The organism is Escherichia sp. WS1368, from assembly GCF_046487485.1.
GTDB classification, from domain to species: Bacteria; Pseudomonadota; Gammaproteobacteria; order Enterobacterales; family Enterobacteriaceae; genus Escherichia; species Escherichia coli.
Map to the genome: position 1 here is coordinate 354098 of NZ_JBJQJI010000003.1, position 25169 is coordinate 379266.

29 protein-coding genes are annotated in these 25169 nt (G+C 53.0%); 19 read left to right on the forward strand and 10 right to left on the reverse strand.

The genetic code is table 11. The annotated features are described in order from the left end of the window. Positions 1-2 precede the first annotated feature (2 nt). The 10 genes from agaW (at position 3) to ACJHYD_RS10470 (ending at position 8644) form a co-directional block, all read left to right on the forward strand. Positions 3-782 (forward strand): PTS N-acetylgalactosamine transporter subunit IIC, encoded by a 780-nt coding sequence (gene agaW, locus ACJHYD_RS10425; RefSeq protein ID WP_000406214.1) that lies wholly within the window; start codon positions 3-5, stop codon positions 780-782. Then, on the forward strand, positions 772-1650 hold the full coding sequence (gene agaE / locus ACJHYD_RS10430; RefSeq protein WP_001295548.1) for a PTS N-acetylgalactosamine transporter subunit IID: 879 nt from the start codon (positions 772-774) through the stop codon (positions 1648-1650). Before agaW ends, agaE begins: the two co-directional genes overlap by 11 nt. 17 nt (positions 1651-1667) lie before the next feature. Further along, positions 1668-2102 carry a PTS galactosamine/N-acetylgalactosamine transporter subunit IIA gene (agaF, locus tag ACJHYD_RS10435; RefSeq protein WP_000948837.1) on the forward strand — a complete coding sequence of 145 codons (435 nt, stop codon included), beginning with the start codon at positions 1668-1670 and terminating at the stop codon, positions 2100-2102. Then, the gene (gene nagA, locus ACJHYD_RS10440; protein ID WP_001551696.1) at positions 2099-3232 is read left to right on the forward strand and encodes an N-acetylglucosamine-6-phosphate deacetylase; all 1134 of its coding nucleotides are present in this window, start codon (positions 2099-2101) and stop codon (positions 3230-3232) included. Before agaF ends, nagA begins: the two co-directional genes overlap by 4 nt. Positions 3233-3582: 350 nt before the next feature. Further along, positions 3583-4737: an AgaS family sugar isomerase gene (locus tag ACJHYD_RS10445; RefSeq protein WP_001551697.1), complete on the forward strand. Its 1155-nt coding sequence runs from the start codon at positions 3583-3585 to the stop codon at positions 4735-4737. Between the two features lie 12 nt (positions 4738-4749). Continuing rightward, positions 4750-5610 carry a tagatose-bisphosphate aldolase subunit KbaY gene (gene kbaY, locus ACJHYD_RS10450; RefSeq protein WP_069903724.1) on the forward strand — a complete coding sequence of 287 codons (861 nt, stop codon included), beginning with the start codon at positions 4750-4752 and terminating at the stop codon, positions 5608-5610. Positions 5611-5776: 166 nt separating this feature from the next. Continuing rightward, positions 5777-6253 (forward strand): PTS galactosamine transporter subunit IIB, encoded by a 477-nt coding sequence (gene agaB / locus ACJHYD_RS10455; RefSeq protein ID WP_000098025.1) that lies wholly within the window; start codon positions 5777-5779, stop codon positions 6251-6253. Positions 6254-6291: 38 nt separating this feature from the next. After that, complete coding sequence (agaC, locus tag ACJHYD_RS10460) at positions 6292-7095, forward strand: PTS galactosamine transporter subunit IIC (RefSeq protein WP_000544474.1); 804 nt, start codon at positions 6292-6294, stop codon at positions 7093-7095. Next, entirely contained in the window at positions 7085-7876 is a 792-nt protein-coding gene (gene agaD / locus ACJHYD_RS10465) for a PTS galactosamine transporter subunit IID (RefSeq protein ID WP_000534351.1), read from the forward strand. Before agaC ends, agaD begins: the two co-directional genes overlap by 11 nt. Beyond that, positions 7877-8644, forward strand: coding sequence for a galactosamine-6-phosphate isomerase (locus ACJHYD_RS10470; protein ID WP_019842332.1), 768 nt, complete (start codon positions 7877-7879; stop codon positions 8642-8644). A gap of 49 nt (positions 8645-8693) precedes the next feature. On the opposite strand, the gene rsmI is transcribed toward ACJHYD_RS10470, so the two are convergent. Beyond that, positions 8694-9557 carry a 16S rRNA (cytidine(1402)-2'-O)-methyltransferase gene (gene rsmI, locus ACJHYD_RS10475; protein ID WP_000809263.1) on the reverse strand — a complete coding sequence of 288 codons (864 nt, stop codon included), beginning with the start codon at positions 9555-9557 and terminating at the stop codon, positions 8694-8696. 64 nt (positions 9558-9621) lie between these two features. On the opposite strand from rsmI, the gene lpoA reads away from it, so the two are divergent. From lpoA to dolP, 4 genes are read left to right on the forward strand one after another with little or no spacing between them, the layout of a single operon-like run. Continuing rightward, the gene (lpoA, locus tag ACJHYD_RS10480) at positions 9622-11658 is read left to right on the forward strand and encodes a penicillin-binding protein activator LpoA (protein WP_001551699.1); all 2037 of its coding nucleotides are present in this window, start codon (positions 9622-9624) and stop codon (positions 11656-11658) included. Continuing rightward, positions 11616-12011: a YraN family protein gene (locus tag ACJHYD_RS10485; RefSeq protein ID WP_000246828.1), complete on the forward strand. Its 396-nt coding sequence runs from the start codon at positions 11616-11618 to the stop codon at positions 12009-12011. The genes lpoA and ACJHYD_RS10485 overlap by 43 nt, the downstream gene beginning before the upstream one ends. A 19-nt stretch (positions 12012-12030) precedes the next feature. Beyond that, positions 12031-12621, forward strand: coding sequence for a DnaA initiator-associating protein DiaA (diaA, locus tag ACJHYD_RS10490; protein ID WP_001158035.1), 591 nt, complete (start codon positions 12031-12033; stop codon positions 12619-12621). Positions 12622-12630: 9 nt separating this feature from the next. Continuing rightward, positions 12631-13206: a division/outer membrane stress-associated lipid-binding lipoprotein gene (gene dolP / locus ACJHYD_RS10495; protein WP_000646049.1), complete on the forward strand. Its 576-nt coding sequence runs from the start codon at positions 12631-12633 to the stop codon at positions 13204-13206. Between the two features lie 121 nt (positions 13207-13327). On the opposite strand, the gene ACJHYD_RS10500 is transcribed toward dolP, so the two are convergent. Beyond that, the gene (locus ACJHYD_RS10500; protein WP_001551701.1) at positions 13328-14368 is read right to left on the reverse strand and encodes a permease; all 1041 of its coding nucleotides are present in this window, start codon (positions 14366-14368) and stop codon (positions 13328-13330) included. A gap of 72 nt (positions 14369-14440) precedes the next feature. Then, positions 14441-15076 carry an NAD(P)H-binding protein gene (locus tag ACJHYD_RS10505; protein ID WP_000084526.1) on the reverse strand — a complete coding sequence of 212 codons (636 nt, stop codon included), beginning with the start codon at positions 15074-15076 and terminating at the stop codon, positions 14441-14443. Between the two features lie 127 nt (positions 15077-15203). On the opposite strand from ACJHYD_RS10505, the gene yhbO reads away from it, so the two are divergent. Then, positions 15204-15722, forward strand: a complete 519-nt coding sequence (gene yhbO / locus ACJHYD_RS10510; protein WP_000037608.1) for a protein/nucleic acid deglycase — start codon at positions 15204-15206, stop codon at positions 15720-15722. Here the strand turns inward: yhbO and ACJHYD_RS10515 are convergent. Further along, positions 15702-16145 (reverse strand): YhbP family protein, encoded by a 444-nt coding sequence (locus ACJHYD_RS10515; protein ID WP_001551702.1) that lies wholly within the window; start codon positions 16143-16145, stop codon positions 15702-15704. The two genes, yhbO and ACJHYD_RS10515, sit on opposite strands and share 21 nt — an antisense overlap. A 50-nt stretch (positions 16146-16195) precedes the next feature. On the opposite strand from ACJHYD_RS10515, the gene yhbQ reads away from it, so the two are divergent. Next, complete coding sequence (gene yhbQ, locus ACJHYD_RS10520) at positions 16196-16498, forward strand: DNA damage response exodeoxyribonuclease YhbQ (RefSeq protein ID WP_000189315.1); 303 nt, start codon at positions 16196-16198, stop codon at positions 16496-16498. Here the strand turns inward: yhbQ and ACJHYD_RS10525 are convergent. Both ACJHYD_RS10525 and ACJHYD_RS10530 read right to left on the reverse strand, forming a co-directional pair. Then, entirely contained in the window at positions 16485-16988 is a 504-nt protein-coding gene (locus tag ACJHYD_RS10525; RefSeq protein ID WP_000908554.1) for a GNAT family N-acetyltransferase, read from the reverse strand. The genes yhbQ and ACJHYD_RS10525 overlap by 14 nt on opposite strands. Next, positions 16982-17506 (reverse strand): SCP2 domain-containing protein, encoded by a 525-nt coding sequence (locus tag ACJHYD_RS10530; RefSeq protein WP_001295552.1) that lies wholly within the window; start codon positions 17504-17506, stop codon positions 16982-16984. The genes ACJHYD_RS10525 and ACJHYD_RS10530 overlap by 7 nt, the downstream gene beginning before the upstream one ends. Before the next feature lie 208 nt (positions 17507-17714). Here ACJHYD_RS10530 and ACJHYD_RS10535 point away from each other — a divergent pair, with 208 nt between their 5' ends. From ACJHYD_RS10535 to ACJHYD_RS10545, 3 genes are all read left to right on the forward strand, one after another. Then, positions 17715-18710, forward strand: coding sequence for a peptidase U32 family protein (locus ACJHYD_RS10535; protein ID WP_000421305.1), 996 nt, complete (start codon positions 17715-17717; stop codon positions 18708-18710). An 8-nt stretch (positions 18711-18718) separates the two neighbouring features. Beyond that, on the forward strand, positions 18719-19597 hold the full coding sequence (locus ACJHYD_RS10540; RefSeq protein WP_001361201.1) for a U32 family peptidase: 879 nt from the start codon (positions 18719-18721) through the stop codon (positions 19595-19597). 80 nt (positions 19598-19677) lie between these two features. Next, positions 19678-20685 carry a luciferase-like monooxygenase gene (locus ACJHYD_RS10545; protein ID WP_000130415.1) on the forward strand — a complete coding sequence of 336 codons (1008 nt, stop codon included), beginning with the start codon at positions 19678-19680 and terminating at the stop codon, positions 20683-20685. A 117-nt stretch (positions 20686-20802) separates the two neighbouring features. Here the strand turns inward: ACJHYD_RS10545 and mtr are convergent, their stop codons facing one another. The 4 genes from mtr to nlpI form a co-directional block, all read right to left on the reverse strand. Next, positions 20803-22047, reverse strand: coding sequence for a tryptophan permease (gene mtr / locus ACJHYD_RS10550; protein WP_000224346.1), 1245 nt, complete (start codon positions 22045-22047; stop codon positions 20803-20805). Between the two features lie 153 nt (positions 22048-22200). Further along, positions 22201-24090, reverse strand: coding sequence for an ATP-dependent RNA helicase DeaD (gene deaD, locus ACJHYD_RS10555; protein WP_001295553.1), 1890 nt, complete (start codon positions 24088-24090; stop codon positions 22201-22203). Further along, on the reverse strand, positions 24083-24163 hold the full coding sequence (gene yrbN, locus ACJHYD_RS10560) for a protein YrbN (protein WP_010723222.1): 81 nt from the start codon (positions 24161-24163) through the stop codon (positions 24083-24085). Before yrbN ends, deaD begins: the two co-directional genes overlap by 8 nt. Positions 24164-24269: 106 nt before the next feature. Further along, on the reverse strand, positions 24270-25154 hold the full coding sequence (gene nlpI, locus ACJHYD_RS10565; protein WP_000802080.1) for a lipoprotein NlpI: 885 nt from the start codon (positions 25152-25154) through the stop codon (positions 24270-24272). Between the last annotated feature and the right edge of the window lie 15 nt (positions 25155-25169).

The following is a 25169-nucleotide window of genomic DNA, read 5'->3' on the forward strand; positions in this document are numbered from 1 at the left end:
TCATGGAAATCAGTCTGTTGCAGGCATTCGCGTTGGGCATTATCGCCTTTATCGCTGGCCTGGATATGTTTAACGGCTTAACCCATATGCACCGCCCGGTGGTCCTCGGCCCGTTAGTCGGGCTGGTACTTGGCGATCTGCATACCGGTATTTTAACCGGCGGTACGCTGGAACTGGTGTGGATGGGGCTGGCCCCGCTGGCAGGCGCACAACCGCCTAACGTGATTATCGGTACTATCGTCGGCACGGCGTTTGCCATTACTACTGGCGTGAAACCCGATGTCGCGGTCGGTGTCGCCGTACCTTTCGCTGTCGCAGTACAGATGGGGATTACCTTCCTGTTCTCGGTGATGTCTGGCGTAATGTCCCGCTGCGACCGGATGGCGGAGAACGCCGATACTCGCGGCATTGAACGCGTGAACTATCTGGCACTGCTGGCACTCGGCACTTTCTATTTTCTCTGCGCTTTCCTGCCTATCTACTTCGGCGCGGAACATGCAAAAACCATCATTGATGTCCTGCCGCAACGATTAATCGACGGCCTCGGCGTCGCGGGCGGCATCATGCCAGCAATCGGTTTTGCCGTGCTGCTGAAAATCATGATGAAAAACGTCTACATCCCCTACTTCATCCTGGGCTTTGTTGCCGCAGCCTGGCTCAAGTTACCGGTGCTGGCTATTGCTGCCGCCGCGCTGGCGATGGCGCTGATCGACCTGCTGCGTAAATCTCCTGAACCGACTCAACCTGCGGCACAGAAAGAGGAATTTGAAGATGGCATCTAATCAAACCACCCTGCCGAACGTCAGTGAAAACGAAGAAACACTGCTGACTGGCGTCAATGAAAACGTGTATGAAGATCAGAGCATTGGCGCAGAGCTGACAAAAAAAGATATCAACCGCGTCGCCTGGCGTTCCATGCTGTTACAAGCGTCTTTTAACTACGAACGTATGCAGGCTTCCGGCTGGTTGTACGGTCTGCTGCCTGCTCTGAAAAAGATCCACACTAATAAACGCGACCTGGCGCGCGCCATGAAGGGGCATATGGGTTTCTTCAATACCCATCCGTTTCTGGTGACGTTTGTTATCGGCATTATCCTTGCGATGGAGCGTTCTAAGCAGGACGTTAACAGTATTCAGAGCACCAAAATTGCCGTCGGTGCGCCGCTCGGCGGGATTGGCGATGCAATGTTCTGGCTGACGCTACTGCCGATTTGTGGCGGGATTGGTGCAAGCCTCGCGCTACAAGGCTCTATTCTTGGCGCTGTCGTCTTTATTGTGCTGTTCAACGTGGTACACCTGGGGCTGCGTTTTGGTCTGGCGCATTATGCTTATCGCATGGGCGTGGCGGCGATTCCACTCATTAAAGCGAATACCAAAAAAGTCGGCCATGCTGCGTCAATCGTTGGGATGACGGTAATCGGCGCGCTGGTAGCAACCTATGTTCGTTTAAGCACCACGCTGGAAATCACCGCTGGCGATGCAGTGGTTAAGTTACAGGCTGATGTTATCGACAAACTGATGCCTGCCTTCTTACCGCTGGTCTACACCCTGACCATGTTCTGGCTGGTACGCCGCGGCTGGAGTCCGCTGCGCCTGATTGCAGTTACCGTGGTTCTCGGTATCGTCGGTAAATTCTGTCATTTCCTTTAAATACAATGAGGTATTAGATGTTAAGTATTATTTTGACAGGGCATGGCGGATTTGCCAGCGGCATGGAAAAAGCAATGAAGCAAATCCTCGGCGAGCAATCGCAGTTTATTGCCATCGATTTTCCCGAAACCTCAAGCACCGCGCAGCTTACATCGCAGCTTGAAGAGGCCATCGCCCAACTCGATTGTGAAGACGGCATTGTTTTTCTGACGGATTTGCTGGGCGGCACGCCGTTTCGCGTAGCTTCAACGCTGGCGATGCAAAAACCGGGCTGTGAAGTGATCACCGGCACCAATTTGCAACTGCTACTGGAGATGGTGCTGGAGCGCGAAGGGTTAAGCGGTGAAGAGTTCCGTGTGCAGGCGCTGGAGTGTGGACACCGTGGGCTGACCAGTTTGGTGGACGAGTTAGGCCGCTGCCATGAAGAATGTCCGGTCGAGGAAGGAATATGACACACGTTCTGCGCGCCAGAAGGCTGCTGACTGAAGAGGGATGGCTCGATGACCATCAGTTGCGTATTGCTGACGGTGTAATCGCAGCAATCGAACCGATTCCAGTGGGCGTGACTGAACGCGATGCGGAACTGCTCTGCCCCGCTTACATCGACACCCATGTACACGGTGGTGCGGGCGTTGATGTAATGGATGACGCGCCGGATGTGCTCGACAAGCTGGCAATGCACAAAGCACGCGAAGGTGTCGGCAGTTGGTTACCGACCACCGTAACCGCGCCGCTTAATACCATTCATGCGGCGCTGAAACGTATTGCTCAACGTTGCCAACGCGACGGACCTGGTGCGCAAGTGCTGGGGAGTTATCTCGAAGGACCATACTTCACGCCGCAGAATAAAGGCGCGCATCCGCCGGAGCTGTTTCGCGAGCTGGAAATTGCCGAGCTGGATCAATTGATTGCCGTTTCTCAGCACACCTTGCGCGTGGTAGCGCTGGCACCGGAAAAAGAAGGGGCATTGCAGGCCATCCGCCATCTTAAACAGCAAAACGTACGGGTGATGCTGGGGCATAGCGCGGCGACCTGGCAACAAACCCGTGCCGCGTTTGACGCTGGTGCCGACGGCCTGGTGCATTGCTATAACGGGATGACAGGTTTACATCACCGCGAACCGGGAATGGTTGGCGCGGGATTAACGGACAAGCGCGCCTGGCTGGAACTGATAGCCGATGGTCATCATGTGCATCCGGCGGCGATGTCGCTGTGTTGTTGCTGTGCGAAAGAGAGAATCGTGCTCATCACCGACGCGATGCAGGCAGCCGGGATGCCGGATGGTCGCTATACGTTATGTGGCGAAGAAGTGCAGATGCACGGTGGCGTTGTCCGTACCGCGTCCGGTGGACTGGCGGGCAGTACGCTGTCTGTTGATGCGGCAGTGCGCAATATGGTCGAGTTGACGGACGTAACGCCTGCGGAAGCCATCCATATGGCGTCGCTGCATCCGGCGCGTATGCTGGGTGTTGATGATGTTCTGGGATCGCTTAAACCGGGCAAACGCGCCAGCGTCGTTGCGCTGGATAGCGGGCTGCATGTGCAACAAATCTGGATTCAGGGTCAATTAGCTTCGTTTTGATGGTTTGCTCCTTTATTGGGCCTTCACTTCCCCCGTAAGGCCTTTCTTTTTCTTTCTTTTTGATCTGTACAGCGGTGTCGGATGCGACGCTGACGCGTCTTATGCGACCTACGGTACGCCGCATCCGGCAATCGGTGCACATAGCAACGTCATCATGCAATTCTTTAATCTTCCCTTGTCTTTTCTTTCAACGATCACAAATTTCGTTTTATTTCTTTTTTCTCCATTGAACTTTCAGTTTCTTTTCTATAGATTTTAATCAACGAAAGACATCACCAAGTGAAATGAAACGAAAGGTAAGCGAAAGCGACAACGCCCGACGTCAAGTTCATCAGACTAAGGATTGAGTTATGCCAGAAAATTACACCCCTGCTGCTGCCGCAACCGGTACATGGACTGAAGAAGAGATCCGCCATCAGCCTCGCGCATGGATCCGTTCACTCACCAACATCGACGCGCTACGTTCCGCGCTCAATAACTTCCTTGAACCGTTACTGCGCAAAGAGAATCTGCGGGTAATCCTGACCGGAGCCGGAACCTCGGCATTTATCGGTGACATCATCGCGCCGTGGCTCGCCAGCCATACAGGTAAAAACTTCAGCGCCGTACCGACCACCGATCTGGTCACCAATCCGATGGACTACCTGAATCCAGCTCATCCACTGCTGTTGATCTCCTTCGGTCGATCCGGCAACAGCCCGGAAAGCGTCGCCGCCGTGGAACTGGCAAATCAATTTGTACCCGAGTGCTATCACCTGCCGATCACCTGCAACGAAGCGGGCGCTCTTTACCAAAACGCGATCAACAGCGACAACGCGTTTGCCCTGCTGATGCCCGCAGAAACGCACGACCGCGGCTTTGCGATGACCAGCAGCATTACCACCATGATGGTCAGCTGCCTCGCGGTTTTCGCACCTGAGACGATCAACAGCCAGAGCTTCCGCGACGTGGCGGATCGTTGCCAGGCGATCCTGACCTCACTGGGCGATTTCAGCGAAGGTGTGTTTGGTTACGCACCGTGGAAACGGATCGTTTATCTCGGCAGCGGTGGCTTACAGGGCGCAGCACGCGAGTCGGCGCTGAAAGTACTGGAACTGACGGCGGGTAAACTGGCGGCCTTTTATGATTCCCCGACCGGATTCCGTCATGGCCCGAAATCGCTGGTCGATAACGAAACGCTGGTGGTGGTATTTGTCTCCAGCCACCCTTACACCCGTCAGTATGATCTTGATCTGCTGGCTGAACTTCGCCGCGATAACCAGGCGATGCGCGTAATCGCTATCGCCGCGGAAAGCAACGACGTTATTACCGCCGGTCCACATATCATCCTGCCGCCGTCCCGTCACTTTATCGACGTTGAGCAGGCATTTTGCTTCCTGATGTACGCCCAGACGTTTGCACTGATGCAGTCGCTGCACATGGGCAATACGCCGGATACCCCATCAGCCAGCGGCACCGTTAACCGCGTGGTGCAAGGCGTAATCATTCATCCGTGGCAGGCATAAGAGGATCGCATTATGAGCATTATCTCCACCAAATATCTGTTACAGGACGCCCAGGCCAATGGCTACGCGGTGCCTGCTTTTAACATTCATAACGCCGAGACGATCCAGGCGATCCTCGAAGTGTGCAGTGAAATGCGATCGCCGCTGATCCTCGCCGGGACGCCGGGGACCTTTAAACATATCGCGCTGGAAGAGATCTACGCCCTGTGTAGTGCCTATTCCACAACCTACAACATGCCACTGGCGCTGCATCTCGACCACCACGAATCGCTGGATGATATTCGCCGTAAAGTCCACGCAGGCGTGCGCAGTGCGATGATCGACGGCAGCCACTTCCCGTTTGCCGAGAACGTAAAGCTGGTGAAATCGGTTGTCGACTTCTGCCACTCACAGGATTGCAGCGTGGAAGCAGAACTGGGCCGCCTGGGCGGTGTTGAAGATGACATGAGCGTTGACGCCGAAAGTGCATTCCTGACCGATCCACAAGAAGCTAAACGCTTTGTCGAACTGACTGGCGTCGACAGCCTGGCGGTAGCGATTGGTACGGCGCACGGCTTATACAGCAAAACGCCGAAGATTGATTTCCAGCGGCTGGCGGAAATTCGTGAAGTGGTGGATGTTCCTCTGGTGCTGCATGGTGCCAGCGATGTCCCGGATGAATTTGTCCGTCGCACTATTGAACTTGGCGTCACAAAAGTGAACGTTGCCACAGAATTAAAAATAGCCTTCGCTGGCGCGGTTAAAGCCTGGTTTGCGGAAAATCCGCAGGGTAATGATCCTCGTTATTATATGCGCGTCGGTATGGATGCGATGAAAGAAGTTGTCAGAAATAAAATTAATGTCTGTGGTTCAGCGAATCGAATTTCAGCATAATCATTATTTTTTTATGATTTATCCCAATGTACTTCCCGATTAATATCGGGGAGTGCCTTAATGGTAAAGGAGATAACTAAACCTTAATAAATACATCAGTAAAATATCGCAATAATAATATATTTAAAAAAATTATATTATTCAACTTTATGGTGAGGATTACACAATGAGCAGTCCAAATATTCTCTTAACCCGTATTGATAACCGTCTGGTTCACGGTCAGGTTGGCGTGACCTGGACATCCACCATCGGTGCAAATCTGCTGGTAGTCGTGGATGATGTTGTCGCTAACGATGATATTCAACAGAAATTAATGGGTATTACCGCGGAAACCTACGGCTTTGGCATTCGTTTCTTTACTATCGAAAAAACCATTAACGTCATCGGCAAAGCTGCACCGCATCAGAAGATCTTCCTGATTTGCCGTACGCCACAAACGGTACGTAAATTGGTAGAAGGTGGTATTGACCTGAAAGATGTCAACGTCGGCAATATGCATTTCTCGGAAGGGAAAAAGCAAATCAGCAGTAAAGTTTATGTCGATGACCAGGATCTCACGGACTTACGTTTTATTAAACAACGTGGCGTGAATGTTTTCATTCAGGACGTCCCTGGCGATCAAAAAGAACAAATCCCTGACTAAATCTAAAATCGCCTTAATATTGGTTTGAGGTAATAAAAATGCATGAAATAACCCTACTTCAGGGATTATCCCTGGCGGCGTTAGTTTTCTTTCTGGGGATTGATTTTTGGCTGGAAGCCTTATTTTTATTCCGCCCGATAATCGTTTGTACCCTAACTGGCGCTATTCTCGGTGATATTCAGACTGGCTTAATTACCGGTGGCCTGACAGAGTTGGCTTTCGCCGGATTAACCCCTGCAGGTGGTGTTCAGCCGCCCAACCCGATTATGGCGGGTCTGATGACCACTGTCATTGCATGGTCTACGGGCGTTGATGCCAAAACGGCAATTGGTCTTGGCCTGCCGTTTAGTTTGTTAATGCAGTACGTCATTCTGTTCTTCTATTCCGCTTTCTCATTATTTATGACCAAAGCCGATAAATGCGCAAAAGAGGCGGATACGGCAGCGTTTTCCCGACTTAACTGGACAACGATGCTCATCGTCGCTTCAGCGTATGCGGTGATTGCTTTCCTCTGTACTTACCTGGCACAAGGGGCGATGCAGGCGCTGGTGAAAGCGATGCCCGCCTGGCTGACCCACGGCTTTGAAGTGGCTGGCGGTATTCTGCCTGCCGTTGGTTTTGGCTTGCTGCTGCGCGTGATGTTCAAAGCGCAATATATCCCTTACCTGATCGCCGGTTTCCTGTTTGTTTGCTACATCCAGGTCAGCAACCTGTTGCCGGTTGCCGTACTGGGCGCAGGCTTTGCGGTGTATGAGTTTTTCAATGCGAAATCCCGGCAGCAAGCGCAACCGCAGCCCGTTGCCAGTAAAAATGAAGAAGAGGACTACAGCAATGGGATCTGAAATCAGTAAAAAAGATATCACCCGTCTGGGCTTTCGTTCGTCACTGCTGCAAGCGAGCTTTAATTACGAAAGGATGCAGGCGGGCGGTTTTACCTGGGCGATGTTGCCGATCCTGAAAAAGATTTATAAGGATGACAAACCGGGCCTAAGCGCAGCGATGAAAGATAACCTCGAATTTATTAATACCCACCCGAATCTGGTCGGATTCCTGATGGGGTTATTAATTTCGATGGAAGAAAAAGGAGAAAACCGCGACACCATTAAAGGCCTCAAAGTGGCACTGTTTGGCCCAATCGCCGGGATTGGCGATGCGATTTTCTGGTTCACTTTGTTGCCGATTATGGCGGGGATTTGCTCATCGTTTGCCAGTCAGGGAAACCTGCTGGGGCCGATTCTATTTTTCGCCGTTTACCTGCTTATCTTTTTCCTGCGCGTCGGCTGGACCCACGTCGGTTATTCAGTCGGCGTGAAGGCGATCGATAAAGTGCGAGAGAACTCGCAGATGATTGCCCGTTCGGCAACCATCCTCGGGATCACGGTAATCGGCGGGCTGATCGCTTCGTATGTGCATATTAACGTGGTGACATCGTTTGCCATCGACAGTACCCACAGCGTCGCACTGCAGCAGGATTTCTTCGATAAAGTCTTCCCGAACATTTTACCGATGGCCTACACCCTGTTGATGTATTACTTCCTGCGGGTGAAAAAAGCGCATCCGGTGCTGTTAATCGGCGTGACTTTTGTGCTCTCTATTGTTTGTTCTGCATTCGGCATTTTGTAAATGGAACGAGGCACTGCGTCTGGTGGTGCCTCTTTACTAAAGGAATTTCATCCTGTGCAAACCCTTCAACAAGTTGAAAACTATACGGCGTTAAGTGAACGTGCCAGCGAATATTTATTGGCCGTGATCCGTAGCAAACCGGATGCCGTGATTTGCCTGGCGACCGGAGCCACGCCATTACTGACGTATCATTATCTGGTAGAAAAAATCCACCAGCAGCAGGTTGATGTCAGCCATCTCACCTTCGTGAAGCTCGACGAATGGGTGGATCTGCCATTAACTATGCCTGGCACCTGCGAAACTTTCCTACAACAGCATATCGTGCAGCCGCTGGGGCTACGTGAAGACCAGCTCATCAGCTTTCGCTCCGAAGAGATAAATGAGACAGAGTGCGAACGGGTAACGAACCTGATTGCGCGCAAAGGCGGCCTGGATTTATGCGTTCTCGGATTGGGGAAAAACGGTCATCTTGGGCTGAACGAACCGGGAGAAAACCTGCAACCGGCCTGCCATATCAGTCAACTTGATGCCAGAACACAGCAACATGAGATGTTAAAAACCGCGGGCCGTCCCGTGACTCGTGGGATCACCTTAGGCCTGAAGGATATTCTCAATGCCCGCGAAGTTTTGTTACTGGTGACTGGCGAAGGAAAGCAGGATGCGACAGATCGTTTTCTCACGGCTAAAGTCTCTACCGCTATCCCGGCTTCATTTTTATGGCTGCATAACTATTTCACATGCATGATTGATGAGATGTGTCGTCGTTAACTCGCCTGCTACAGGCGTTGCAACGCTATTCCTGCTGCGACGCCTGTAATCACTCTCCCTGCTGCTCCAGTGCATACTTATACAGCGCATTTTTCTTCACGCCGTGAATTTCTGCTGCCAGCGCCGCCGCTTTTTTCAGTGGCAGTTCTGCCTGTAGCAGCGCCAGCGTGCGCAGGGCATCGGCGGGTAAGTCTTCTTCCTGTGCTTTATGGCCTTCGACAATCAGTACCATTTCGCCTTTGCGACGGTTTTCATCTTCTTTGACCCACGCCAGCAGCTCGCCAACGGGCGCGCCGTGAATGGTTTCCCAGGTTTTGGTCAGCTCACGCGCCAGAACGACGTAGCGGGATTCGCCTAATACCGCAACGATATCTTCCAGGCTATCTAACAGACGGTGGGTAGATTCATAAAAAATCAGCGTGCGCGGCTCCGCTTCAATGGCTTTTAGCGCATCACGGCGGCCTTTTGATTTGGCAGGTAAAAAGCCTTCATAACAAAAACGATCGGATGGTAAACCCGCGGCGCTTAACGCAGTGATAGCAGCACACGGCCCGGGTAGCGGCACCACGCGAATCCCCGCTTCACGGCAGGTACGCACCAGATGGTAGCCAGGATCGTTAATTAGCGGCGTTCCGGCATCGGAAACCAGCGCAATGTTTTGCCCCTCTTGCAGCTTCGCCAGCAGCGTTTCGGCTTTTTGTTGTTCGTTATGGTCGTGCAGCGCAAACAACCGAGCATTAATCCCAAAATGTTGCAGCAATAAACCGGTGTGACGCGTATCCTCGGCGGCAATCAGATCAACGGCCTGTAATACCTCCAACGCACGCTGGGTGATATCCGCCAGATTGCCGATTGGCGTCGGTACAATGTAAAGCTGGCCCTGAGAATTATCCGCCGATTGGTGTTGTTTCATTGTGTCGTCCGTATTGCCGATTTAATATTGAGCATTGCGTAAAAAAAATATCACTGGATACATTATGGTACCCTCAACATTTTCTCGTTTGAAAGCCGCGCGTTGTCTGCCTGTTGTTCTGGCAGCCCTGATTTTCGCCGGTTGTGGCACCCATACTCCCGATCAGTCCACTGCTTATATGCAGGGCACGGCGCAGGCTGATTCTGCCTTTTACCTGCAACAGATGCAGCAAAGTTCTGATGATACCAGGATCAACTGGCAATTACTCGCCATTCGTGCACTGGTGAAAGAAGGTAAAACCGGACAGGCGGTGGAGTTGTTTAACCAACTACCGCAAGAACTGAACGATTCTCAGCGTCGCGAGAAAACACTGCTGGCGGCAGAGATTAAACTGGCGCAGAAAGATTTTGCTGGCGCGCAAAACTTGCTGGCGAAAATCACACCTGCAGATTTAGAACAAAACCAGCAAGCGCGTTACTGGCAGGCAAAAATCGATGCCAGCCAGGGGCGTCCTTCCATTGATTTACTGCGCGCGTTAATTGCTCAGGAACCGCTGCTCGGCGCGAAAGAAAAGCAGCAGAATATTGACGCCACCTGGCAGGCGCTCTCCTCCATGACTCAGGAACAGGCGAATACGCTGGTGATCAATGCCGACGAAAATATTCTGCAAGGCTGGTTGGATCTGCAGCGCATCTGGTTTGATAACCGTAACGATCCCGACATGATGAAAGCCGGGATCGCCGACTGGCAGAAACGTTATCCGAACAACCCGGGCGCGAAAATGCTGCCAACGCAGTTGGTTAACGTAAAAGCGTTTAAACCCGCATCGACCAACAAAATCGCCCTGCTGTTGCCACTGAATGGCCAGGCAGCGGTATTTGGTCGCACTATTCAGCAAGGCTTTGAAGCGGCGAAAAATATCGGCACTCAGCCAGTGGCGGCTCAGGTAGCTGCCGCACCTGCCGCAGACGTAGCAGAACAACCTCAGCCGCAAACCGTGGATGGCGTTGCCAGCCCGGCACAAGCCTCGGTTAGCGATCTGACCGGTGAACAACCTGCGGCCCAGCCGGTGCCTGTAAGCGCCCCGGCGGCAACCACCGCAGCGGTAAGCGCACCCGCGAATCCATCCGCAGAGCTGAAAATCTACGATACATCATCACAACCACTTAGCCAGATCCTCAACCAGGTTCAACAGGATGGCGCGAGTATTGTGGTCGGTCCGTTGCTGAAAAATAACGTTGAAGAGTTGCTGAAGAGCAACACCCCGCTGAACGTGCTGGCACTGAACCAGCCGGAGAATATCGAAAACCGCGTCAATATTTGTTACTTCGCGCTTTCACCGGAAGACGAAGCGCGCGATGCAGCGCGTCATATTCGTGACCAGGGTAAACAAGCGCCGCTGGTGCTGATCCCACGCAGTTCATTGGGCGATCGCGTAGCCAATGCGTTTGCGCAAGAGTGGCAGAAACTGGGTGGCGGCACCGTTCTGCAACAAAAATTTGGTTCCACCAGCGAATTACGCGCGGGTGTTAACGGCGGTTCTGGTATTGCTTTAACGGGTAGCCCGATTACTCCCAGAGCGACAACCGACTCCGGCATGACGACCAACAATCCAACGCTGCAAACCACGCCAACCGATGACCAGTTCACCAATAATGGCGGTCGTGTCGATGCGGTGTACATTGTGGCAACGCCGGGTGAAATCGCTTTTATCAAACCGATGATCGCCATGCGTAACGGTAGCCAGAGCGGTGCAACGCTGTACGCCAGTTCCCGCAGCGCACAAGGCATCGCAGGCCCGGATTTCCGTCTGGAGATGGAAGGCTTGCAGTACAGCGAAATCCCGATGCTGGCAGGCGGTAATCTGCCGTTAATGCAGCAGGCGCTCAGTGCGGTGAACAACGATTATTCGCTGGCTCGCATGTATGCAATGGGCGTCGATGCCTGGTCGTTGGCAAATCATTTCTCACAAATGCGCCAGGTTCAGGGTTTTGAAATCAACGGTAATACCGGAAGTCTGACGGCTAACCCGGATTGCGTGATTAACAGGAAGTTATCATGGCTACAGTACCAACAAGGTCAGGTAGTCCCCGCCAGTTAACCACCAAACAGACCGGCGATGCGTGGGAAGCACAAGCGCGTCGCTGGCTGGAAGGCAAAGGACTGCGGTTTATCGCCGCTAACGTGAACGAGCGTGGCGGCGAGATCGATCTGATAATGCGTGAAGGCCGGATCACCGTTTTTGTCGAGGTGCGTTACCGCCGCTCTGCGCTTTATGGCGGCGCGGCAGCCAGTGTGACCCGCAGCAAACAACACAAATTATTACAGACTGCCCGCTTGTGGCTCGCGCGTCATAATGGGAGTTTTGATACTGTGGATTGCCGGTTCGATGTGGTAGCCTTCACCGGGAATGAGGTTGAGTGGATTAAGGATGCCTTTAATGACCACTCATAATTAAGGTTTAAGGATTAGCGTGCAAGAAAGAATTAAAGCTTGCTTCACTGAAAGCATTCAAACTCAAATTGCGGCGGCAGAGGCGCTTCCGGATGCCATCTCCCGTGCAGCCATGACGCTGGTTCAGTCTCTGCTCAATGGCAACAAAATCCTCTGTTGTGGTAATGGAACTTCCGCTGCCAATGCACAGCATTTTGCTGCCAGCATGATCAACCGTTTCGAAACGGAGCGGCCCAGCTTACCTGCCATTGCACTAAATACTGATAATGTTGTCTTAACGGCGATTGCCAACGATCGCTTACATGATGAAGTGTATGCAAAACAGGTGCGGGCGCTGGGTCATGCGGGAGATGTATTGTTAGCCATTTCCACCCGTGGCAACAGCCGCGATATTGTAAAAGCGGTAGAAGCTGCCGTTACGCGTGATATGACCATTGTGGCATTAACCGGCTATGACGGCGGTGAACTTGCAGGTTTGTTAGGGCCACAGGATGTGGAGATCCGCATTCCTTCGCATCGTAGTGCTCGCATTCAGGAAATGCATATGCTGACGGTAAATTGCCTGTGCGATCTGATCGATAACACGCTTTTCCCTCACCAGGATGTTTAAGGAGAATACATGAAGGCATTATCGCCAATCGCAGTCCTTCTTTCCGCGCTGCTGTTGCAAGGTTGTGTTGCCGCTGCCGTAGTGGGTACCGCTGCTGTAGGTACCAAAGCCGCAACTGACCCACGCAGTGTCGGCACCCAGGTGGACGATGGTACCCTGGAAGTGCGCGTAAACAGCGCATTGTCGAAAGACGAACAGATTAAGAAAGAAACCCGTATTAATGTCACGGCGTATCAGGGCAAAGTGCTGCTGGTTGGGCAGTCACCAAACGCTGAACTTTCGGCTCGCGCTAAACAAATTGCGATGGGCGTAGACGGTGCCAACGAAGTGTATAACGAGATTCGTCAGGGCCAGCCGATTGGTCTGGGCGAAGCGTCTAACGATACGTGGATCACCACCAAAGTGCGTTCGCAGCTCTTAACCAGCGACCTGGTGAAATCGTCCAACGTGAAAGTGACCACCGAAAACGGTGAAGTGTTCCTGATGGGGCTAGTGACTGAACGTGAAGCGAAAGCGGCGGCAGATATTGCCAGCCGGGTAAGCGGCGTGAAGCGGGTAACCACGGCGTTTACGTTTATTAAATAAGCCATTGATCGGTCGTTGAAGTAAATATTCACACCTTAGCCGACCTGTTCCCCTCACCCTAACCCTCTCCCCAAAGGGGAGAGGGGACCGTCCAGTGCTGTATTCAGGAGCATCCAACATCTTAGGCCAACAGCGCCAGCCCGCCGACAATCACACCTGACACTGCCACCATCGCCCCCGTCAGCCATAAGGCTTTCGCCGGGAACGCTTTACGCAACATAATCAGTGACGGCAAACTCACCGCCGGGAGCGTCATCAACAATGCCAGCGCCGGAGCGATTCCCATGCCTGCCAGCATCATCGTTTGTACAATTGGAATTTCTGCTGCCGTTGGAATGACAAACAAGCATCCCGCTACCGCCATCGCAATCACCCACATCAGGCTGTTATCGACAGCACCATCAGCATGGGGGAATAACCAGACGCGAGCGGCACCCAACACGAGTACGGCAAGGATATAAACCGGGATCGTACTCCAGAAAAGCGTCCATAGCGCCCTGCCCCAGCGGCTAAAAAATCCGCCCTGCGCTTCCGGTATGTCAATTTCGACCGGTGCCTGCGTTAGCGGTGTTTCACGTACCCATTTTTGCACCAGCGTCGCAATCAGCAACACCATCACCAGCCCCGCGACCAGACGAATCGCCGCAAACCCCCAGCCGAGGACAAACCCCATAAACACCAGCGTCGCCGGGTTTAACAACGGATTCCCCATCCAGAATGCCAGCGCCCCGCCCATCGATACCTGTTGGCGACGCATTCCCGCCGCGACCGGAGCCGCACAGCAGGTACACATCATGCCCGGCAGCGAAAACAGCGTTCCCAGCAGCGTGCCGCGAAAGCGCGATTGCCCAAGCGTACGCAGCAACCAGTCACGCGGGATCAGCACCTGAATCAACGACCCGAGCAGTACGCCCAGCACCGCCGCTTTCCATACCGCGAGGAAATAGATCATCGCGTAATCCAACGCCGCCTGCCACGGATTAGCATCCGCCTGCGCAAGGATAGATTTACCGATACTGTGGGTTTCGGCAGCCGTAAACGCTTTGCCGTAGTAAGGTTGCCATTTCACATACCAGAGACCAGCAATGACAACGAGAAAGAAAAGCGCGGGTTTCCACCACTGAATGGGCGTTGCCGCCTGAGATGAAGACTGACCAGTCATAGCATTCCCCAGGAATAAGTTATGATAATTGAGCGCGTGAATATTACGCTCACTATCAATTCTTGGGAATAATTATTCAGCTCTTTTGCGTAATTCTGAAGAGCTTAAAATCGTCACACCTTCATGCTCAGGCCGCATCGCCTCTGCCAGCATGACCCGCGCCACGTCTCTTGCATCAATGGATTTCCAGTTACCCGGTAACAAACGGAACAGCGGCGCAAAAAGCGTTTCGTTCATCCGCTGTTTGCTACGATCGCCCAGCAACATCGAAGGGCGAGCAATGGTCAATTTCGGCCAGTTCTGGGCGATTAATGCTTCTTCCATCTCCCCCTTGACGCGGTTATAGAAAAACGGCGAGTGGGCATTGGCACCCATAGCACTGACTACCAGCATATGCTGCGCGCCCAGTCGCCGCCCGGTTAATGCGGTATCCACTACCAGCGTGTAATCGGCATGAATAAACGCCTCTTTGCTCCCCGCTTCTCGCCGCGTGGTGCCGAGACAACAAAACACAATGTCGATGGGATCGGTGACCTGCGCCAGCGCGTCGGTCAGTTGCGGATCATGGGGATTAAACACCCCGGGCATATCGCCCAACGGACGTCGCGTCGGCGCGGCTATGGCGTTAACTTTCGGTTCGTTAATCAACATCCGCAGCAGGTGACCGCCCACCAGCCCCGTTGCGCCTGTAATCAGTACCTGACTCATCTTCGCTCCTTTACAGAATTGTCTGCCTTGCGCTCCCCGGCTCATGCACCAGGCTTAATAGACCATGAGGTAATTATCCCCGATTGTGGGAAATTCGCCTCATCCAATGCAACAACGCGGAGGAAGCATGAGTAAGAAAATTGCCGTTTTAATCACTGATGAATTTGAGGATTCAGAATTTACTTCACCCGCAGACGAGTTCCGTAAAGCCGGACACGAAGTGATTACCATTGAAAAGCAAGCGGGTAAAACGGTGAAAGGCAAAAAAGGAGAAGCCAGTGTGACCATCGATAAATCCATCGATGAAGTGACGCCAGCGGAGTTTGATGCCCTGCTGCTACCAGGCGGTCATTCACCGGATTATCTGCGTGGCGACAACCGTTTTGTCACTTTCACCCGTGATTTTGTGAATAGCGGCAAACCTGTTTTCGCCATCTGTCACGGTCCGCAGTTGCTGATCAGCGCCGATGTGATTCGGGGGCGCAAACTGACCGCAGTTAAACCGATCATTATTGATGTTAAAAACGCGGGCGCGGAATTTTACGATCAGGAAGTCGTCGTCGATAAAGATCAGCTGGTTACCAGCCGCACACCGGACGATCTGCCAGCGTTTAACCGCGAGGCATTACGCCTGCTCGGTGCCTGAGTTACGTAGCCAGATCATTTTTTTACCAAAGCCCAGCGTGTTGTCGGTGAATTTGATTTCATCGAGCCGGATTTCCCACACCGGGGCCGACAGCATTCTGGCAACCGGAAAGCGTCGATTGTACGCCTGGCGTGCGAGGTCGCTTTCCTCACCTTCCAGTCTGCGGATCTCACCTTTAAACTGCACGCCGCGAATTAACGCTACCGTTTTCGGCTGACCGTTTACCGTTCCAGCAACTGCCGCCTGCGGCCCACTCATCTGCGCGTGGCGCGTTTTTTCTTCCGTCAAAATGTAGAAGGCAACTTTCTGCGCATCAAAAAGATAAAAGGCATTGGCGCACCACAATTCCCCTTCCTGCTGCACACACCAGGTGACAACATGTTGTTTTGCCAACCAACGGCTGATGGTGATGAGTGTTTCCATTGCTGTTCTCTTTTATACTGTGGGCCTGACCTTAACATGCGACGCAGACGATGACACCCTGGTTTCTTTACTTGATCCGTACCGCCGACAATAAGCTTTATACCGGGATCACCACAGATGTCGAACGCCGCTATCAGCAGCACCAAAGCGGCAAAGGGGCGAAAGCACTGCGCGGGAAAGGAGAACTAACGCTGGCGTTTTCCGCGCCAGTGGGCGATCGTTCGCTGGCACTACGGGCGGAATATCGCGTTAAGCAACTGACCAAACGGCAAAAAGAGCGTCTGGTAGCGGAAGGCGCAGGGTTTGCAGAACTGTTGAGCAGCCTGCAAACCCCAAAGATTAAAAGCGATTGAAGTGCTCGTGATACTCAACCAGACCGGTTACGCCGTTCAGCGCGTCATCCGCTAAACGATGTACCTGGAAGGCGCTTTCAGTGCCCGGCCAGCGGCAACGCAGATCGTGATGCGCCGCCAGCTCAAAGCCGAAACGACTGTACAGCGCCGGATCGCCCAGCGTCACCACTGCGGCATAGCCGAACTCATTAAGCGAATCGAGTCCTTCATAGACCAGTTGGCGTGCCAGCCCCTGTCCACGGTATTTTTCATCAACCGCCAACGGTGCCATGCCGACCCACTGCAGGTCTTCGCCCTGCACATCAACCGGACTAAATGCCACATAGCCAATGACCTGACCTTCGTCATCTGTCGCCACCAGCCCCAGCGTCAGAAAGCCATCTTCACGCAGATCGTGAACCAGCTTCGCTTCCGCATCACTTTCGAATGAACGACGCAGCAGGGCATCAATACCCGGCGCATCAATGGGAATTTCTACTCGAATTAGCATGGTTCACCTACCGATGTCTGTTTGGTTTCAGGCGCGGTTTTCATTCCCGCCTCAACAAAATCCGCCAGTTGCAGCAGCATCATGCGTAAGGCTTTCGGCATTTGCTCCAGTTCAATGGCGTCCATCAGGTTTTTCACATACAGCCCCAGCTCCGTATCGCCTTCAATCACCAGCCGACGCTGGAAGAAGAGCGTATCCGGATCTTGTTTACGCGCCGCAATCATCAGCAGATCGCTGGCGTCGGCACTAAAACTCACATCAGCTTGCGCGTTCTGGCTAACGACCAGTTTGCCATTCACCACCGAGGTAAACCATTGCAGGTCAATATCACGCACATGAATACTTAACCAGCGGCCTTCAAGAAACTCCAGCTCGCCATCATCCAGCGCCTGACGGAATTGCCAGCTTAAGACCTGCTCAAGAACCTGGCGTTTTAGCGCAAATGGCGTCAGTTTTACCGGTACACTCAACAGAGATGGCCCCAAATGCACAATACGGGAACGCAGTTTATCCAACACGAGTTTTACTCCCTGTTTCAACAATCATCCTATTTTGCCATATTAGAAAAATAACATAGCGGTATAAATCAACAATTCCATATGAAATTGCTGCTACCACCAATACAACTTTAACTGCCTTAAATCAAAAATTGTCGCAGCAAGGTTAACTAAAATCCCAGTTCGTTAACATTTTTGCGTTTTGATAGCGCAACCTTCAGGAAAAATTATGGAGCTGCTCTGCCCTGCCGGAAATCTCCCGGCGCTTAAGGCGGCCATCGAAAACGGCGCAGATGCTGTTTATATCGGGCTAAAAGATGATACTAATGCCCGTCACTTCGCCGGCCTTAACTTTACCGAGAAAAAATTGCAGGAAGCGGTGAGTTTTGTCCATCAACATCGCCGCAAACTTCACATCGCGATTAACACTTTTGCGCACCCGGACGGTTACGCCCGTTGGCAGCGCGCCGTGGATATGGCGGCGCAGCTGGGTGCCGACGCGCTGATCCTCGCCGACCTCGCCATGCTGGAGTACGCCGCCGAGCGTTACCCGCATATTGAGCGTCATGTGTCAGTGCAGGCTTCGGCGACCAATGAAGAGGCGATTAACTTTTATCATCGCCATTTTGACGTTGCACGCGTGGTGCTGCCGCGCGTGTTGTCGATTCATCAGGTGAAACAACTGGCGCGGGTCACGCCTGTACCACTGGAAGTCTTTGCTTTCGGCAGCCTGTGCATTATGTCGGAAGGCCGTTGCTATCTGTCGTCATATCTGACGGGTGAATCGCCCAACACCGTCGGTGCATGTTCTCCGGCTCGCTTCGTGCGCTGGCAGCAAACGCCGCAGGGGCTGGAATCCCGCCTGAACGAAGTGCTGATCGACCGTTATCAGGACGGCGAAAACGCAGGTTATCCGACGCTGTGTAAAGGGCGTTATCTGGTGGACGGCGAGCGCTATCACGCGCTGGAAGAACCCACCAGTCTCAATACCCTGGAACTGCTGCCGGAGTTAATGGCAGCGAATATTGCTTCGGTGAAAATTGAAGGCCGCCAGCGTAGCCCGGCGTATGTCAGCCAGGTGGCGAAAGTCTGGCGTCAGGCTATCGACCGTTGTAAGGCCGATCCGCAAAACTTCGTACCGCAAAGCGCGTGGATGGAGACGCTCGGGTCGATGTCCGAAGGCACGCAGACCACCCTTGGCGCGTATCACCGTAAATGGCAGTGAGAAAAGCAATGAAATATTCCTTAGGGCCAGTGCTGTGGTACTGGCCAAAAGAGACGCTGGAAGAATTTTATCAGCAGGCCGCCGCCAGCAGCGCCGACGTGATTTATCTTGGTGAAGCGGTATGCAGCAAGCGTCGGGCAACCAAAGTTGGCGACTGGCTGGAGATGGCAAAATCACTCGCCGGAAGTGGTAAGCAGATTGTGCTCTCCACGCTGGCGCTGGTGCAGGCATCCTCTGAACTGGGCGAACTGAAACGCTATGTTGAGAACGGTGAGTTTCTGATTGAAGCCAGCGATCTCGGCGTGGTGAATATGTGCGCTGAACGCAAACTGCCGTTCGTCGCCGGGCACGCGCTGAACTGCTACAACGCGGTGACACTGAAAATATTGCTCAAACAGGGCATGATGCGCTGGTGTATGCCGGTGGAGCTTTCCCGCGACTGGTTGGTGAATCTGCTTAATCAGTGCGATGAGCTGGGCATTCGCAACCAGTTTGAAGTGGAAGTCCTGAGCTACGGTCATCTGCCGCTGGCCTACTCCGCCCGCTGCTTTACCGCGCGTTCGGAAGACCGCCCGAAAGATGAGTGTGAAACCTGCTGCATTAAGTATCCGAACGGGCGCAACGTGCTATCGCAGGAAAACCAACAAGTGTTTGTACTCAATGGCATTCAGACCATGAGCGGCTACGTTTACAACCTCGGTAACGAGCTGACATCCATGCAGGGGCTGGTCGATGTGGTCCGCCTGTCACCGCAGGGTACTGACACTTTCGCAATGCTCGACGCCTTCCGCGCCAATGAAAATGGCGCTGCACCACTGCCGTTGACGGCAAACAGCGATTGTAACGGCTACTGGCGGCGGCTGGCCGGGCTGGAGCTGCAAGCGTAAGTATATAGCTCACTTTGTTAACAACTTTAACTACTCTTTAATGCAGTATTAAAGATTAATCGGTAACAAAGTGAGCTGTTATGACTGATAAAACCATTCCGTTTTCGCTACTCGATCTGGCCCCCATCCCCGAAGGTTCTTCAGCGCGAGAAGCATTCTCCCACTCTCTCGATCTCGCCCGTCTGGCTGAAAAGCGCGGCTATCATCGCTACTGGCTGGCAGAACACCACAATATGACTGGCATTGCCAGTGCTGCCACGTCGGTATTGATTGGCTATCTGGCGGCGAATACCACCACGCTGCATCTGGGGTCTGGCGGCGTGATGTTGCCTAACCACTCACCGTTGGTCATTGCCGAACAGTTCGGCACGCTCAATACGCTCTATCCGGGGCGAATCGATTTGGGGCTGGGTCGTGCTCCGGGTAGTGACCAGCGAACCATGATGGCTCTACGTCGTCATATGAGCGGGGATATTGATAATTTCCCCCGCGATGTCGCGGAGCTGGTGGACTGGTTTGACGCCCGCGATCCCAATCCGCATGTGCGCCCGGTACCAGGCTATGGCGAGAAAATCCCCGTGTGGTTGTTAGGCTCCAGCCTTTACAGCGCGCAACTGGCGGCGCAGCTTGGTCTGCCGTTTGCGTTTGCCTCACACTTCGCGCCGGATATGTTGTTCCAGGCGCTGCATCTTTATCGCAGTAACTTCAAACCGTCGGCTCGGCTGGAAAAACCATACGCGATGGTGTGCATCAATATTATCGCTGCCGACAGCAACCGCGACGCTGAATTTCTGTTTACCTCAATGCAGCAAGCCTTTGTGAAACTACGCCGTGGCGAAACCGGACAACTACCGCCACCGATTCAAAATATGGATCAGTTCTGGTCACCGTCTGAGCAGTATGGCGTGCAGCAGGCGCTGAGTATGTCGTTGGTAGGCGATAAAGCGAAAGTGCGTCATGGCTTGCAGTCGATCCTGCGCGAAACCGACGCCGATGAGATTATGGTTAACGGGCAGATTTTCGATCACCAGGCACGCCTGCATTCGTTTGAACTGGCGATGGATGTTAAGGAAGAGTTGTTGGGATAGTGTGTCTTAACGCGGGAAGCCTTATCCGAGATGGCAACGCTGTCCTACGTAGACCTGATAAGCGAAGCGCATCAGGCATTGTGTAGGCAGCAGAAATGTCGGATAAGGCACCGCTGATTACTGATACACCGGCAGCAAATTAAAGCTCGATAAGATATGGACCAGTGCGTTGCCAACGCCAAATACCAGAATCAGCATAATCATCGGCTTGCCGCCCCAGACGCGGAATTTCGGGCTACCAAAGCGTTTACGCGATGCGCGGGCCAACAGCGCCGGAACAATTGCCGCCCAGATGGTAGCCGCTAAGCCAGCATAACCAATGGCGTACAGGAATCCGTTAGGAAACAGCAGGCCACCCACAACAGGCGGGGCAAAGGTCAGCAACGCTGTTTTCAAACGGCCCATAGCCGAGTCGTCGAAACCAAACAGATCTGCCAGATAGTCAAACAAACCCAGCGTTACGCCAAGGAACGAACTCGCTACCGCAAAGTTTGAGAACACGACCAGCAGAAGATCCAGGCTACGGCTGTTCAGCACGCCGCTTAATGCCTGTACCAGCACATCAATATTACCACCCTTCTCGGCAATGCCAATAAACTCAGGACGAGGGATGTTGCCCATCGTCGCCAGCAACCAGATGGTATACAGCGCCAGTGCCATCAGCGTACCGTACACCAGGCATTTCACGATGGTTTTCGGATCTTTGCCGTAATACTTCATCAGGCTTGGCACGTTACCGTGATAACCAAACGACGCCAGACAGAACGGCAGGGTCATCAACAGATACGGTGCATAAGACGCATTGCTTTCGGCGACGTTGAACAATGTCGCAGGCTGCACATGCCCCAGTAGGCTACCGAAGGTGAGGAAGAAGGTAATGACTTTCGCCCCCAGCACAATCGCCGTCATGCGGCTGACGGCTTTAGTGCTCAACCACACCACAAACGCCACCAGCAGTGCAAAACCAAAACCCGCTGCCCGTGCCGGGACGTTCAATGACATCTCTGCGAAGGTATGATGCAGAATCGAACCGCTGGCAGAAATATAGGCATAGGTCAGGATATAAAGCACAAAGGCAATGGAAATGCCGTTGACCACGTTCCAGCCTTTGCCCAGCAAATCTTTGGTGATGGTGTCAAAGCTCGAACCGATTCGGTAATTCAGGTTAGCTTCCAGAATCATCAAGCCGGAATGCAGCATACAGAACCAGGTAAAGATCAGCGCCGCCATTGACCAGAAGAACCACGCCCCGGACATGACCACAGGCAGAGAAAACATCCCTGCGCCAATAATGGTGCCGCCGATGATCACCACGCCGCCAAGCAGCGACGGTGACGTTTGGGTGGTGGTTAGTGTTGCCATGAGGGCTTCTCTCCAGTGAAAAATAGTGCGACTGCGTTGTTATGCATTGCACTGTACCAGTACACGAGTACAAAAGACAGAAAAAAAGCCCCGATGGTAAAAATCGGGGCTGTATATATTATTTTACAGATTGTGTTCGCTGTTTAGCGATGATTACGCATCACCACCGAAACGACGACGACCGGTAGAGTCATCACGACGCGGAGCGCGGCCTTCACGACGTTCGCCGCTAAAACGACGACCATCACCACGACCACCTTCACGGCGTTCACCGCTGAAGTTACGACCGCCTTCACGACGTTCGCCACCGAAACCACGACCACCGCCACGACGCTCACCGCCAGTATGCGGCTGTGCATCGCCCAGTAACTGCATGTTCATCGGCTTGTTGAGAATGCGAGTGCGCGTAAAGTGTTGCAGCACTTCACCCGGCATACCTTTCGGCAGTTCGATGGTGGAGTGAGAAGCAAACAGCTTGATGTTACCGATGTAACGGCTGCTGATGTCGCCTTCGTTAGCAATCGCGCCAACGATATGACGAACTTCAACACCATCATCGCGGCCCACTTCAATGCGGTACAGCTGCATGTCACCAACATCACGACGTTCACGACGCGGACGATCTTCACGGTCGCCACGCGGGCCACGGTCGTTACGATCGCGCGGACCACGGTCATCACGGTCACGGAATTCACGTTTCGGACGCATCGGCGCATCTGGCGGAACAATCAGAGTACGTTCACCCTGTGCCATTTTCAGCAGTGCGGCGGCCAGAGTTTCGAGATCCAGCTCTTCACCTTCTGCAGTCGGCTGAATTTTGCTCAGCAGTGCACGGTATTGATCCAGATCGCTGCTTTCCAGCTGCTGCTGTACTTTAGCGGCGAATTTTTCCAGACGACGTTTGCCCAGCAGTTCTGCGTTCGGCAGTTCAACTTCCGGAATGGTCAGCTTCATGGTGCGTTCAATGTTACGCAGCAGACGACGCTCACGGTTCTCAACGAACAGCAGCGCACGGCCAGCACGGCCCGCACGACCAGTACGACCGATACGGTGAACGTAAGACTCAGAATCCATCGGGATATCGTAGTTAACTACCAGGCTGATACGCTCAACGTCCAGGCCACGGGCCGCAACGTCGGTCGCAATCAGGATGTCCAGACGACCATCTTTCAGTCGTTCCAGTGTCTGCTCACGCAGCGCCTGGTTCATGTCACCGTTCAGCGCGGCGCTATTGTAGCCGTTACGCTCAAGAGCTTCTGCCACTTCCAGAGTCGCGTTTTTGGTACGAACGAAGATAATCGCCGCATCAAAATCTTCCGCTTCCAGGAAACGTACCAGTGCTTCGTTTTTACGCATACCCCAAACAGTCCAGTAGCTCTGGCTGATGTCAGGACGGGTAGTCACGCTGGACTGAATGCGCACTTCCTGCGGCTCTTTCATAAAGCGGCGGGTAATGCGACGAATCGCTTCCGGCATGGTTGCAGAGAACAGAGCGGTCTGATGACCTTCCGGGATCTGCGCCATAATAGTTTCAACGTCTTCGATGAAGCCCATGCGCAGCATTTCGTCAGCTTCATCCAGAACCAGACCGCTCAGTTTAGAAAGGTCCAGAGTGCCACGTTTCAGGTGATCCAGCAGACGGCCCGGAGTACCGACAACGATCTGCGGCCCCTGACGCAGGGCGCGTAATTGCACGTCATAACGCTGGCCGCCGTACAGGGCAACCACGTTTACGCCGCGCATGTGTTTAGAGAAATCCGTCATTGCCTCAGCAACCTGTACCGCCAGTTCGCGGGTCGGTGCCAGCACCAGAATCTGTGGTGCTTTCAGCTCAGGATCAAGATTCTGCAGCAGAGGTAAAGAGAATGCTGCAGTTTTTCCGCTCCCCGTCTGGGCCATACCCAGAACGTCGCGGCCATTCAGCAGATGTGGAATACACTCTGCCTGAATTGGAGATGGTTTTTCGTAACCCAGATCGTTAAGGGCTTCAAGGATAGGAGCCTTCAGGCCCAGATCTGCAAAAGTGGTTTCGAATTCAGCCATGTAGTACGTGTGCCTCAAAATTAATGGCGGCCAGTCTACATAACTCATCATGAAATTGATCAGCAATTTTCATTGAAAAGTGTGAACCGGCTCAAAGTAGGTGTATTAACGAACAACAACGCCCTCACCCGTTAAGGTGATGGCAATCAAAAAAGATTACGGGCTGATGTGTACGTCAGCTATTGCTGGTCCGATTCTGCCAGGTCATCTTGGTCCTGGCCCAGGAGCGATAATTCCAACAATGCGTATCGGTGCTCAACAAAGTTATGAACGTTGTTGGCAACCGCCAGTTTGAACAGTGCCGTGGCGCTGTCCAAATCCCCCAGACTTAGGTAGTACTTACCTAAATAGAAGTTGGTTTCACTGAGATGCTCAGCGAGCGAGGTGTTATCCGTTGCGTCCGCCTTGAGCCTTTCCATTAACGTTTGTTCGCTAATGTTGCCCAGGTAGAACTCGACAATGTTCCATCCCCACTGTTCCTTATCCGATTTTTCGAAGTGCTGTTTCAACACTTCTTTAGCCTGCTTCTCATCGAGCTTCTGCTCGGCGAGATAAAGCCACAGACTACGGAAAGGATCATTGGGATCGTCTTGATAAAACGCCAGCAGATCATCTTGCGCTAACTTGTCACGACCGCCGTAATATAATGCGATCCCGCGATTCAAGTGCGCGTAGTTGTAAGTTGGATCAAGCTCAAGTACAGAATCAAACGCTTCATAGGCAGCATCAAAATTGCCTGCCTGCGTTAAATATATGCCTAAGTAATTGAATACTTCAGGCATATCCGGTCGGATTGCCAGCGCTTGCGAAAAATCGTTACGCGCTAATGCCCTCAGACCGAGACTATCATACAACACTCCGCGCTCATATAAAAGCTGTGCGCGTTCGTCATCGGTTAAAGCCCGACTGGCAAGGATTTGTTCCATACGTGCCAGAATCACTTCCTGCTGTAAAGTCGGTTGCAATGGTACCGCGAGGACTTCACTTTTACGCCAGGAAGTATTACTGCATCCTGCAAGCGTAAGTGCTGTCGCAACGAAACACCAGCGCAAAAAAGGCTTCATTTCCCACTCCCGAAG